The 12,444-nt window shown below is 72.7% G+C and carries 8 protein-coding genes; 2 read left to right on the forward strand and 6 right to left on the reverse strand.

The window, feature by feature from the left end; translation table 11 throughout:
• Positions 1 to 25: 25 nt before the first annotated feature.
• The 3 genes from OG519_RS25240 to OG519_RS25250 form a co-directional block, all read right to left on the reverse strand.
• On the reverse strand, positions 26 to 1,489 hold the full coding sequence (locus tag OG519_RS25240) for a discoidin domain-containing protein (RefSeq protein ID WP_405588185.1): 1,464 nt from the start codon (positions 1,487 to 1,489) through the stop codon (positions 26 to 28).
• A 711-nt stretch (positions 1,490 to 2,200) separates the two neighbouring features.
• Entirely contained in the window at positions 2,201 to 3,484 is a 1,284-nt protein-coding gene (locus OG519_RS25245) for an alkaline phosphatase (RefSeq protein ID WP_405588188.1), read from the reverse strand.
• Between the two features lie 197 nt (positions 3,485 to 3,681).
• Positions 3,682 to 6,099 (reverse strand): endonuclease/exonuclease/phosphatase family protein, encoded by a 2,418-nt coding sequence (locus tag OG519_RS25250; RefSeq protein ID WP_405592978.1) that lies wholly within the window; start codon positions 6,097 to 6,099, stop codon positions 3,682 to 3,684.
• Positions 6,100 to 6,863: 764 nt separating this feature from the next.
• On the opposite strand from OG519_RS25250, the gene OG519_RS25255 reads away from it, so the two are divergent.
• Positions 6,864 to 8,630, forward strand: coding sequence for a protein kinase domain-containing protein (locus OG519_RS25255; RefSeq protein ID WP_405588191.1), 1,767 nt, complete (start codon positions 6,864 to 6,866; stop codon positions 8,628 to 8,630).
• 70 nt (positions 8,631 to 8,700) lie between these two features.
• Here the strand turns inward: OG519_RS25255 and OG519_RS25260 are convergent, their stop codons facing one another.
• Positions 8,701 to 8,985: a helix-turn-helix domain-containing protein gene (locus OG519_RS25260; RefSeq protein ID WP_405588194.1), complete on the reverse strand. Its 285-nt coding sequence runs from the start codon at positions 8,983 to 8,985 to the stop codon at positions 8,701 to 8,703.
• 107 nt (positions 8,986 to 9,092) lie between these two features.
• Between OG519_RS25260 and map the strand changes: the two genes are divergently transcribed.
• A complete protein-coding gene (map, locus tag OG519_RS25265; protein WP_405588197.1) occupies positions 9,093 to 9,860 on the forward strand; it encodes a type I methionyl aminopeptidase in 768 nt (255 codons plus the stop codon).
• A 23-nt stretch (positions 9,861 to 9,883) separates the two neighbouring features.
• Here the strand turns inward: map and OG519_RS25270 are convergent, their stop codons facing one another.
• Both OG519_RS25270 and OG519_RS25275 read right to left on the reverse strand, forming a co-directional pair.
• Complete coding sequence (locus tag OG519_RS25270; RefSeq protein ID WP_405588201.1) at positions 9,884 to 10,594, reverse strand: sortase domain-bontaining protein; 711 nt, start codon at positions 10,592 to 10,594, stop codon at positions 9,884 to 9,886.
• 204 nt (positions 10,595 to 10,798) lie between these two features.
• Positions 10,799 to 12,418, reverse strand: coding sequence for a phytoene desaturase family protein (locus tag OG519_RS25275; protein WP_405588204.1), 1,620 nt, complete (start codon positions 12,416 to 12,418; stop codon positions 10,799 to 10,801).
• Between the last annotated feature and the right edge of the window lie 26 nt (positions 12,419 to 12,444).

The raw sequence follows: 12,444 nt of genomic DNA on the forward strand, positions 1-12,444 counted from the left end.
CGTGCCGACGGCTGCCCGCGCCGCCTCAGCTACCGAGTACCTGGAACTCGTAGAGCGAGTAGCCGTACGCGGTCGCCCGCTGGGTGCCGTAGACCCGGACATAGCGCCCGGAGCCGGTGACATTCAGCGTCTGGTTGCCGCCGGCGCCGGCGGTCGTGGTGTAGATCGTCGTCCAGTTGGTGCCGTCGTTCGACGTCTGGATCTGGAACGCCTTGGCGTACGCCGCTTCCCAGTTCAGCTTCACCTGGCTGATGGTGTGCGTGCCGCCGAGGTCGACCTGGAGCCACTGCGGGTCGCTGAAGGCGCTGGACCACCGGGTGGCGGTGTTGCCGTCGGTGGCCGCCGAGGCGGAACTGGCGGCGTTCTCGGCCGAGGACGCGGTGGTCGGCTTGCCCTGGGCGATGTTGCTGCCGCTCGGCGGAGGGGTCGTACTGCCGCTGCCCGGGCCCTTGTTGTAGACCGCCACGTAGTCGACGTTCAGCTGGCCGCCGCTGACCGTGGCCGAGTTCGGACCGCCGCCGAAGGCGTCGGGGAAGCCGCCGCCCATCGCCAGGTCGTAGATGATGAAGAACGGGTGGTCCACCGCGTTGGCCCAGGTGGTGGCGTCGACCTGGGTGGACTTGACGGTGAAGTAGTTGGCCCCGTCCAGGTACCAGCGGATCTGCTCGGGCGAGACCGAGCGGTCGATCTGCACGGCGTAGGTGTGGTAGCCGGTCTGGCAGCCGGAACAGGCGCGTTCACCGGAGCCGATGCCCGTGGTCTCGTTGCAGGGGCCGCCCTGGCCCACACCGCAGTGCAGCGTGCCGAAGACCGAGCTGCGGGAGTTGATGTCCTCCAGGATGTCGACCTCGCCGGAGCCCGGCCAGCCCACGCCGGACCGCAGCGTCGAGCCGAGCATCCAGAAGGCCGGCCAGTAGCCGGCGCCGTTGGCCGTGGTCAGGTTGGGCTGCTGGATCGAGGACTGCATCATCACCACGCCGCCGGCGGGCGCCCCGAAGGTCGCGGCCTGCGTCTCGATGCGGCCCGAGGTCCAGTTGGCACGGGGGTCGGTGCCCGAGTGCAGAGCCCTGAGCACCAGATGGCCGTTGCCGTCCTGGTAGACGTTGGCGGTGCTGTTGGTCATGGTCTCGATCTCACCGGTGCCGAAGCTGCTGCCGGGACCGGTGTCGTACTTCCAGTCGGCGCCGTTGACACCGGTGCCCGAGGCGCCGCTGAAGTCGTCGCTCCAGGTGGTGGTGAAGCCGCTCGGCGGGGCCGGTATCGCGTTGGGGGCCGCGGCCGCCGCCGGGGCCAGGCCACTGGTGGCCGCCGCCGGTACGGCCGCGCCGCCGGTGCCCGCCGCGACGGTGAAGCCGGCCAGGCTGAGCGCGCCCACGGTGACCGCGGCGAGCGTCAACCGCAGCCGGGTGCTTCGGCGGTGGGAGCGTCGGCTCCCGCCGCCCGGGTCCTGCGCCGGCTGTTCCTGTTCTGCTGCGTGTCCGGTGGACATGCGTGGTCTCCTGTCCCGAAGAGCCTGATGTACGGGTTCGCCCCTGCGTGCGGTGATGCGGCCCGGGGCGGCGCCTGACGGTCCGGCGCGGATGGCGCCGACGGCCGGAGCGGGGTGGTGGCCGAGGGGGCGGTGGCCGAGAGAGTGGCGAGGGCGGCGAGCGCTTGGAGAGCGCTGCCAGCTTCGCGCGGACCGGTCGGGCAGCCGCCTTTCCGGCGGCTCAGGGCGAATGATGGCGATGCGTGCCGCCGAGGGCGGCGGCGGTCCGGGCCGCGCGCCGCGCGATGACGGCGGATTCGGCCGTCGTCCGAGAACACGGGGGGTACGACGCGATGGGCGGCGCGCACCGAGCACGTGCGGTGCCCGCGGCACGGGCCGGCGCCCGGCGGGAAAAGCAGCCTGGCATGACGTTCTCCTGACCGGGTGGGGGACCGTGTGCAGGTGGTGGTGATAGGTGTGAGAGCGCTCTCTCAGTCAGGGAGTTGTCTAGTGCCCTCGCCCACGCGAGTCAAGCCGTCAGGCGGAAGTCCCACGTCAAACGGGTGGGCGGGCCGGGGAAAGCGCTTCCCCGGCCCGCCGTTGGAGCGGTGCCGCTGTGTCGTAGTGCTGCTGTGCTGCTGTGCTGCCGTGCCGTAGTGCTGCTGGACCGATGGACCGCTGGACCCGCCGTACCGCTCGGGTGTCAGGACCCCGGCCGGTCGCGGCCGGGGCTCAGCGGGTCAGGATCCGGGCCAGCACGTCGTGCACGTAGGTGTTGGGGTGCTTGCCGGAGAAACGGTCGGCGAGCGGGCCGTCGGCGGTCACCGGCACGTCCACACTGGTGTGTCCGGACGTCGTCCAGTCCAGTACGAACGTCTTCTGGCTGCCGCGGATGCTGAAGGGGCCGTCCTCGGCCGAGATCGCGTCGCCGGACTCGTCCGCGGTGTCGGTGGCCTCCTCGACGCTCAGGCCGCCGGTCTCGTGGTCACCGGTCACCACCAGCAGGGTGTCGGGGTGGTCGGCCACGTAGGCCCGGGCGATCGCCACGGTCCGCTCCAACTGCTGCAACGACTGGAGCAGCCGGGTGCCGTTGTTGGAGTGCGCGAACTCGTCCGTGCCCTCCTCCTCGACCATGAGGAAGAAGCCCTTCTTGTTCTTCGACAGGGTGTCCAGCGCCTTGGTGGTCATGGTGGGCAGGTCCACCACCGGGCTGTAGACGTCGCCCTGGCCCTCGGGGCGCTGCTGGAAGAGCTCCTCGTTGGCGAAGAGGCCGAGCAGCTTGCCGCCCTTGGCCTTGGCGAGCTGCTGGGCGGAGGAGGCGTAGGTGTAACCGGCCCGCTGCGCCTGCTTGATGAGATCGCCCTTGGTGCCGACGCTGCCCTCGGCGGTGTCCTCGGCCGGCTGGTCGGGGAAGGCGCCGGGGGTGCCCTTGGGCAGCCACCAGTCCTCGCCGCCGCCCAGGATCACATCGGGCTTGCTGACCTCGATGTACTGGCGGGCGATCTCGTCCTGCGCCGAGCGGGTGGCGGTGTTGGCGAAGAAGGCGGCCGGGGAGGCGTCGGTGACCTGGGCGGTGGTGACCAGGCCGGTCGCCTTCCCGTGCGCCTTGGCCTGCCGGCCGAGGGTGGCCAGCGGGTTGCCGTCGACGTCCACGCTGATGGCGCCGTTGTACGTCTTCTCGCCGGTGGCCCAGGCGGTGGCGGCCGCGGCCGAGTCGGTGATCACCGACTTGGGGTCGTCCGGGGTGGTGGTGAGCTGCCCGGAGGCGGCCAGCTTGTCCATGGCGAGCTGTCCGTAGAGTCCGGCCAGGTGCAGCCGGGCCGCCTCGCGGGCCGCGGCGCCCATGCCGTCGCCGTTGATGAAGATCACGTTCTTGGCGGTCGGGGCCTTCGCCGGGTGCGGGGCCGAGGCGAAGGCGCCCAGTGGCGGGTTGATCACCATCGTCGCCAGTGTCGCGACGGCGGCGGCCGCCGCGGGTGCCGCCCAGGTCCGTGTCATGCGCACGCGCTTGGTCACTTGTACTCCCCAATGAGGCTTTGCCAATCTTTCACCGGAACCATAGAGAGTCATGGGATATGGCGGATGAACGTCCAGCAGATTTCAAGAGTTGGCAAAGTCGGGCCCAGCCGTTCGGTCCGCGCCGGGAGCCGTGAAAAGGGCGGGGCGGGCCTCCCGAAGGAGACCCGCCCCGCCCGGCGGTGACCGTCACACGCTTACGGCTTGACCCGGATGATCTGCGGGTCGTGGTCGCTGGTCTGGTTGGCGAACTCGGAGTTGATGTGCACCACGTCGTAGTCGACGTGCTTCACCGCGGGGCTGACCAGGATGTGGTCGAGCACCTGCGAGTTGCCCTCGAAGACATAGGAGTAACGCTCGCTCGCCGGCAGGGTGTTGACCAGGTCGGTGAGGACCTTGCCGTTGCCGGTGAGGCTCAGCGCGGCGGGTGAGAACTGGTAGTCGTTGAGGTCGCCGAGCACCACGATGTCCGCGTGCGGGTCGGCCGTCTCGATCTGCTGCACGAAGTCGTGCTCCAGGATCGCCTGGCGGTTGCGCTGCACCTCGGAGCTGCGCACCGGCGGCTGGAAGCGGCTGTCGATCGCCTGGTCGCCGCCCTTGCTGTTGAAGTGGTTGGCGATCACGAAGAGCTTCTTGCCGCGGAAGGTGAACTCCCCGGCCAGCGGCTTGCGGCTGCTGTTCCAGGCCGGGTCGGCGGGCGCGATCCGGCCGGGCGAGAAGGTCAGCGCGGTGCTGCCGCCGGTGCCGGTGACACCGACCGCGGTGGTGGAGTCGCCGCCAGGACGGTCGGTGAAGCCGACCCGCGCCGGGTTGAAGAGGAACGCCTGGCGGATGTTGCCGCCCGGCTCGCCGCCGTCCTTGTCGTTGACCGGGTCGATCTCGCGCCACGAGTAGCGCGGGCCGCCGGCCGCCACGATCGCGTCCGTCAGCTTCTGCAGCGTCTGGTCCGCGGCCACCGTGCCGTCGTCGGTGGCCCCGTTGTTGTCCTGGATCTCCTCAAGCGCCACGATGTCGGGCGACCGCAGGTCGGTGACCAGGCCCTTGGCCAGCGCGTCGAACTTCGACTGCGGGTTGCCCGGCGCCAGGTTCTCCACGTTGTACGTGGCCACCGTCGCCTCGTCCGAGGCGGCCTTCGCCGTCACCTCGGGCTTGATGCCGCCGCTCTTGACGGTGCCGATGCTCCGCGCCGCGATGGTGTAGGTGCCGGCGAACTGGTTGTAGTCCAGCGGCCCCGCCGTGGTGCCGGTCAGCGTGTCCCCGACGTTGGCCACCGGGAACGGCTGGGTGGCGGTCGGGATCAGCGACTGCACCATCAGCCGGCCCGAGTTGGGGTCGCCGTAGCCGGTGTAGAGGGTGCCACCGCGCTTGGTGGGGTTCTGCTTGGGCTTGACCGTCACCCACAACTCGCCGTACGTGTCGGTGGCGCCGACCACCCGGCTGCTGCCGATCGTCACGTTCATGCCCTCGAGCGAGGCATAGAGGTCCAGGGCGTAGTCGCTCGGCCGCAGCGGCAGGTTCTCGATGGTGCCGCCGCCCGCGCTCGGTACGAACGCGTCCGGCACGGTCTTGTCGTTCAGCACCACCGGGGCGGGCAGCGGGTTGCCGCCGGAGACCACCGTCACCTTGGCCTTGGTCAGCTCGGTGGTCGACTGCACCCCGGTGTCGGCGCCACCCGGGTAGTACTCGGAGACGGTGCCGTCCACCGAGACGCTGTCGCCGACCGCGACGGTCGGGGTGGTGGAGCCGGTGAAGACGAAGATGCCCTCGCTGGTGCGGGGGTTGGCGTCCGGCTGCGGGTCCTGCACCCAGAAGCCCTGCGAGGAGCCGTACGCCCGTACCCCGGTGACGATGCCGGTCGCGCCGCTGATCGCCTTGCCGGCCCACGGGGAGACGCGGGTGTCGCCCTGGATGTCGTGGATCTTCTCCTGCGGCGCCGGCGTCGTGGTGGGCGGCGTCGTCGGGGGAGTGGTGGGGGGCGTGGTGGGCGGCTCGGTCGAGCCGCCGCCGGAGTTCTGCGGGGTGGGCGGACCCGCGGTGAAGTCCGCCGCGTTGTCGTCGGTGTCGGCGAGCGAGGCGCCGCGGGCCACGGAGGCGGTGTTGCTCGCCCCGGCGGCCGGGCCGCTGCCCTCGCGCACCAGCGCGGTGCCGAAGCCGACCAGGTCCTTGATCCGCCCGTCGGCGAGGCAGTCCGCCGCGGTCAGGCAGGTCAGCGGGTCGGCGCCGGAGACCAGCGCGATGGTGCCCGAGGTGCCCGACATGTTGATCGCCCCGGTCGCGTCCGGGGTCGGCAACGCGGCGCTGCCGCCGGTGCCGGCCGCCTCCTGCACCAGGTAGCGGCCGTTGCCGGCCAGCGAACCGGTCAGCGCGGTGGCCTGCCACTTGGAGGTCGCGGTGGGCGCGCCCGGCAGGTACTGGACGCTGTAGCCGCTCAGATCCACCGGTCCGGCACCGGCGTTGGCCAGCTCGACGAAGTCATTGGTGTACGTGGCGCCGGAGTTGCCGCCACCGCCGTACACCTCGGCGATCAGGGCGTCCGCCGACGGCGACGCCATCGCGGCGTTGACGCCGAGGCCCGCCGCCGCCAGGACGACGGCGCCGGCTATGCCGATCGGCAGGACACGCGTGCGGAGTCGGGACGGGCCGGGCTGGCCGGGTCTCGCGGGGCGAGGCGTGGCCTCGGGAGGGTGCGACACCGGAGGAGCTCTCCTTCTGCGGGACGACATGACGTTACGGCGGTGCGTGACGGTGTCCGGCGGCCGCCGCAAGCGACGTGGGCCCGGGCGGTGGTCCGGAACGGCCGTGGTGATGGCGCGTCAGTCTGTCGGGCAACGCGCGATCTGAGTCAAGATACGCGCGTAGATCCCGCCGTAGAAGGAGTTTCCGGATTAATTCTGGGTGCCGATCGTGGTGGTTTGCCTGACCTCGGCGTTCTGACCGTTCGTCCGCTCATCCGCACGGTCGCCCGCGCTTCCGGTTGTCCCGGCGGCCCTGGATCCCGGCGGGCCGGACGGCGGCCGGCCGCGGCCGCACCCCGCGCGGGCCGGTGACGAGGACGCGCCGGCGGTCCGACCTGGTCACCGTCAATCACGTGACGGCGCATCGATTGCGCGGGTAAGTAGAGGTCTTCGGCACTTACCGCGGAGAAGGGCCGACTGTACAGCCGTTACCGTCTTTTGGCTGCTGACTTCCGTCGTCCGATCCACCAAAAGCGAGGGTTGGCCTTATCGTTTCGTCAGGCGATGGCGAGCGTATACCGAACCTCGCGCGGCCCGCCCGTGTGAGATCCGGTATCCATGCGCCGCCCGGTGACCCACCCCGCGCGCGATCGCGGGTCCGGGCCGATGAGGGGCCCACGAGGGCGCACGACGGAGGGACGCCGATGAAGCCCGGTGTGGTGCTCGATGGCCGCTACCAGATGGTGAGGCTGCTCGGCAAAGGCTCCATGGGCGCCGTATGGCAGGGAAACGACCTCAAGCTCCACCGGTCGGTGGCGGTCAAGGTGGTGCTCGACCACACCGACCCCGGGCTGATCGAGCGGATGGGCCGGGAGGCCATCGCGGCGGGGCGTTTATCCCATCCTCATATCGTCACGGTGCATGATTACGGGCAGGCCGCATATGAGGGAGTGACGGTCGCCTATATCGTCATGGAATTGGTCGACGGACGTCCGCTAACCGGTGTGCTCGCGGAAGGAATGCCGCAGCTTTCGGTCGCGCTCGACTGGGCCCGGCAGATCGCCCTCGCACTCGGCGCGGCCCACGCGCCGGGAGTCGGCGTCGTCCACCGTGATCTCAAACCCGACAATGTGCTGATCACCGGGGACGGCCTGGTGAAGCTGGTCGACTTCGGGATCGCCCGGTTCATCGGCGAACAGCAGGGCGGGCCGGACATCGCGCCGGGTATCCCTCCTGGCATCCCGGCGCAGCTCCCGCCGGCCGGGACGCCGACTGCCCGGCCGCCGGAGCCGGCGGCGTCCCTGGACCCGCCCGATCCGGCGGATCGTTACGCCACCCGGGCCGGCGGCGCCCAGCGGGACGACTACGGCGGACTCGGCGGCCTGGGCTCGCTCAGCGGTACCCCCGCCTACATGGCCCCTGAACAGTGCCTGTCCAAGCCGGTGGACCACCGCACCGACCTCTACGCGCTCGGCTGCCTGCTCTTCGAGATGGTCACCGGCGGTCCGCCCTTCGACGGCGAGGGCTCCCCGCTGGCGGTCGCGGTCGCCCACGTGCACGATCTGCCGCCCGCGCCGCGCACCCGCAACGACACCCTGTCGGCCGAACTCGACGCCCTCATCCTGGAGTTGCTCGCCAAGGACCCCGAGGCGCGGCCCGCCGACGCGGCGGCCGTCTACCGCCGGCTCGGCGCCATCGCCACCGAACTGCACGGCGCCGCCTCGGCCGGCGCCTTCTCCCGGCGCCCGCTCCCCAACCCGCGCCCTCCGACGGCGGAGGACGATCCGAACTACTCGGCGATCATGCGCCGCTACGGCGGGCCGGACGCGGCCGAGGCGGCGCGCCACCATCCCGCCGAACTCATCCGATTATGGTGGGCCGCGGCGGCCGACCTGACCGACACCCTCGGCAACCACCACGAGCAGACGCTCAGCGCCCGCCGCGCGCTCGCCCGCCACGTCGGCGCGGCCGGTGACCACGCCCTGGCCATAAGCCTCTGGCAGGAGCTGATCCCCGACCTCCAGTACACCTTCGGCCACTTCCACCGCACCACTTTCACCGCCCAGCGCCTGCTCGCCTGGCACTTCGGCGCCGCCGACCGGCCCGCCGAGGCGGTCAGGCTCCTTCTCGAACTCATCCCCGACGCCACCCGGCTGCTCGGCCGGCGGCACCCCGACGTACTGGAGGCGCGCCGCTTCCTCGTCTGGAACATCGGCGCGCTCGGCCGGCACCCGAGAGCGGTCCGGCTGCTCGGCAGACTCGTCCCCGACCTCACCGAGGCGCTCGGCCGCGACCACGAACACACCCTGGAAGCACGGCGGATGCTCGCCTGGAACACCGAGAAGTCGGGTCACCACGTCCGGGCGATCGGCCTGCTGCGGGAGTTGCTCCCCGATGTGACGCGGGCGCTGGGCGCGGGCCACGAACAATGCGTCGAGGCACGCTGGTTGCTGGCGCGGTACACGCGTTAGCCGGGAGCGCGGGGAGCGCGGGCAGCCCCGGGAGCCCCGGGAGCCCCGGCCGCGCCGGACAGCCGGGGGCTCAGGCGGAGAGCGGCTCCTCGTACTCCGGCTCGTACTCCGGTTCCGCCACGCAGGCCGAGGCCAGCTCGTCCATGGACAGACCGAGGGCGGCGGCGAGCGCCGAGACGGTGAAGAACGCGGGGGTCGGCGCGCGGCCGGTCTCGATCTTGCGGAGCGTCTCGGCGGAGATCCCGGCCGCGGCCGCGATCTCGACCATGCTGCGGTCTGCCCGGGCGGCACGCAGCAGCGCGCCGAGCCGTTCGCCGCGGTGCCGTTCCTCGGGCGTCAGGGGGGTTCTCACCATGGCCGCCATGGTAGTCCCCGCCCCGGCGCTGAGCGTGATAGAAATACCGGTATAGTAATTGGGTCGCCGTGGGCGGCGACTGGGCAGCGATACGCCGGAGGCACCTCATGGTGGAGATCAAGTCAGAGACCGCACTCGACGCGATGCGGGAGGCGGGCCGGGTGGTGGCCCGCGCGCTGGCCGCGGCACAGGAGGCCGCGGCCGTCGGCGTATCGCTGCGCGAACTGGACGAGGCGGCCCGTACCGTACTGGCGGAAGCCGGCGCCGGCTCACCCTTCCTCGGCTACCGGCCCTCCTTCGCCCCCACCCCCTTCCCCGGGGTGATCTGCGCCTCCGTCAACGACGCGGTGGTGCACGGCATCCCCGACGACTACCGGCTGCGCGACGGCGACCTCCTCAGCGTCGACTGCGGCGCCGAACTCGACGGGTGGACCGGGGACGCGGCCATCAGCTTCACCGTCGGCACCCCGCGCCCCGAGGACGTACGCCTCATCGAGGCCACCCGGCGCGCCCTGGAGGCCGGCATCGCCGCGGCCACCGTCGGCAACCGCATCGGTGACATCTCGCACGCGGTCAGCGCGGTGGCCCGCGAGGCGGCCTGCGGGATGCCGGAGGACTTCGGCGGCCACGGCATCGGCCGAAGGATGCACGAGGACCCGCACGTGCCCAACTACGGCCGCCCCGGCCGCGGGTTCCCGCTGCGCCCGGGACTGGCCCTCGCCATCGAGCCGATGCTCATGGCCGGTGGCCGTAACGCTTACACCACCGCCCCCGACGGCTGGACCCTGCGCACCGCCGACGGCACCCGCGCGGCGCACTTCGAGCACACCATCGCCGTGACGGCGGCAGGACCCCGGGTCCTCACCGTCCTGTAGCGGGGGCGAGCGGGGCAAGGGGGTCAGGGGGTCGACGGCCCGGCGGTGGACCGGTGGGTGGAGACCAGGACGCCGATCTTGTCGATCCGGTGCTCGGGGTTGCCCTTGTCGTCGCGCCAGAAGTTGCCGGCCGCGTCGTCCTCCGGCGTCGCGCAGGTGGAGACCGTGATCATCGCCCGGGTGGGGCGCTTGCCGGGGAAGCCGGGGACCGCGGCGCGCTGCTCGGTGAGGGAGCGCGCCGAGCGGAAGGAGGTGATCCGGGTCTCGGTGATCTTGTACTCGTACACCGTGCCGCCGGCCGTGATCAGCACCCGCTGACCCTTCTTCAGCGAGGGCACCCGGCCCAGCGGACCGCCCGCCGCGACGCGGTGCCCGGTGACGAGGTAGTTGCCGATCTCGCCGGGCCCGACCCCGCCCTGCCCGCCGTGCGGGCTCGCGGCGATACCGCGGTCCTGGATCCGGGTCCCGGGCCAGTCGTCGGTGGTCCCCTGGTACGGGACGACGCGCAGCGCACGGATGCCGATCGACGCGATGGTCAGCGAGGCGTTGAGGTCGCGCGGGTCCGTCGCCCGCCGGGCCGGCCGGTCGGCCGCCGTCATGGTCGCCCCCGCCACGGCCGGCGCCCGGCCCGATGGACCGGCGGTACTCGCGGCGGCGCCGCCGGCGAGGCCGCCGACGAGCACGACGAGGGAGCAGGCGAGGGCGGGGAGGACGGCAGCGCGGGTGCGGTTCATGAGGATCCTGGGGGTCGCCGGATACTTCCCGCCGCGACCGCTGACCGGAACGCGGGGCCAGGGTGAGCCGGGCAGGTGCGTTCCTCTCAAATGTCCGGCGAGCCCGGTGGGCCGTCAAACGGAGGCCCCGTTCCGGCCCGCCGCCGATTCGCGGTGCCGCCGCCGCGGCAGGGCCGCCGGCTCGGGGCGGCACGTCGTGGCAGCTCAGTGCGGAGACCGGCCGGGACGGATCAGCGCGCGCTGGAGGGAGCTGATCGCGCGCCGCGCGGCCGGGCCGTGCAGGGCCGCGCGGGCCGCGTTGGCACCGGGCGCGCCGTGCACGCCGCCGCCGGGATGGGCCCCGGAGGAGGCGAGGTAGAGGCCCCTGACCGGGGTCTCCGGCCGCCCCGCGCCGAGTGCGGGCCGGAAGACGAGCTGCTGGTGCAGGGCGGTGGTGCCCCCGTTGATCGCGCCGCCTTCGAGGTTGGCGTCCAGGGACCGCAGGGTGGGCGGCGCGAGGATGCGGCGGCCCCGGATCAGCGCGCGGAAGCCGGGCGCGTACCGCTCCACCCGGGCCTCCACCCGGTCGGCCATCGCCTCCCGCTCACGCCGGTCCCAGACGCCGGTGAGGCCGTCGGGGCCCGCGTCGCCCCTGATCTCCTGCGGCACGTGCGTGTACGCCCAGGCCGACTCGGTGCCCGCGGGGGAGCGGGTGGCGTCGGCCGTGGTCATCTGTCCCACCAGGGCGAACGGCCGGGCCGGTACGTGCCGGGTGGCGATCTGCGCGGCGAAGAGGGTCAGATCGTCCACGTCGTCGGCCAGGTGCACGGTGCCGGCGCCGACCGCACCCTCGGCGCTCCACGGCACCGGTCCGTCCAGCGCCCAGTCCACCTTGAAGGTGGAGAAGTCCCACTGGAAGGTCCGGCGCAACGCGTCGAGCAGCGGTCCCGGCAGATGCTCGGCGGCCACCAGCCGCAGGAACAGCGCGGGCGCCGACACATCGGCGAGGACCGCCCGCCGGGCCGGTACGGCCTCCCCGCTCGCCATACGCACCCCCACCGCCCGGCCGCCGCGCACCACGACCTGGGTGACGCGTTCACCGCAGCGGACGCTGCCACCCCGGCGTTCCAGCCGCCGCACCAAAGCGCCGGTGAGGGCGGCGGCGCCACCGACCGGGACCGGAAAGCCGTAGCTCTGGGCGAGCATGCACAGCAGCCAGCCGTAGCCGCCGCCGAGCGCCGATTCGGGGGACAGGTCGGCGTGCAGGGCGTTGCCCGCGAGCAGCAGCCGGCCCCCGTCGCCGGCGAAGGTCTCCTCGCCGAGCCGGCGGGCCGGCAGCAGCATGGTCCGGGCCAGCCGCAGCCCGTCGGCCGCCCGGACCCGCGCGGCCAGCCGCAGGCCGGCGCGTACCGGCGGGAAGGGGGTGAAGACACATCCCAGCAGGTCCGCGCCGACCCGCTCCCAGCCCTCGTACAGCTCGCGCCACGCGGCGCCGTCGCCGGGCGCGAAGGTGTCGAGGTTCGCCGCCGTCCGCCCGACCTCCCGGTCCAGCACGGCGCACCGCCCGTCGGGCAGCGGGTGGGCCAGCACGCGCGGGGCGTGACTCCAGCGCAGGCCCTCGTCCGCCAGCCGCATCGCCCCCAGCACCGGGGAGGCGGCGGCCAGCGGATAGAAGGAGCTGAAGAGGTCGTTGACGAACGCCGGGTCCACGCCCCGGTCGCTGCGGACCGCCCCGCCCGGTTCCGGCTGCTCCTCCAGCACCTCCACGCTCCACCCCGCGTCCGCCAGGACGTTGGCGGCGACCAGGCCGTTGGGCCCGGCCCCGATGACCACGGCATCCGGCATGGCGCTGCTCCGTTCGAGGGGCGGGG

This window comes from Streptomyces sp. NBC_01190 (genome assembly GCF_045039895.1).
In the GTDB taxonomy this organism is placed as follows: domain Bacteria; phylum Actinomycetota; class Actinomycetes; order Streptomycetales; family Streptomycetaceae; genus Actinacidiphila.

Coding starts and splice junctions, on each gene's coding strand:
- OG519_RS25240 (WP_405588185.1), bottom strand. CDS start 1,489: ATGTCCACCGGACACGCAGCAGAACAGGAACAGCCGGCGCAGGACCCG.
- OG519_RS25255 (WP_405588191.1), top strand. CDS start 6,864: ATGAAGCCCGGTGTGGTGCTCGATGGCCGCTACCAGATGGTGAGGCTG.
- OG519_RS25260 (WP_405588194.1), bottom strand. CDS start 8,985: ATGGTGAGAACCCCCCTGACGCCCGAGGAACGGCACCGCGGCGAACGG.
- map (WP_405588197.1), top strand. CDS start 9,093: ATGGTGGAGATCAAGTCAGAGACCGCACTCGACGCGATGCGGGAGGCG.
- OG519_RS25270 (WP_405588201.1), bottom strand. CDS start 10,594: ATGAACCGCACCCGCGCTGCCGTCCTCCCCGCCCTCGCCTGCTCCCTC.
- OG519_RS25275 (WP_405588204.1), bottom strand. CDS start 12,418: ATGCCGGATGCCGTGGTCATCGGGGCCGGGCCCAACGGCCTGGTCGCC.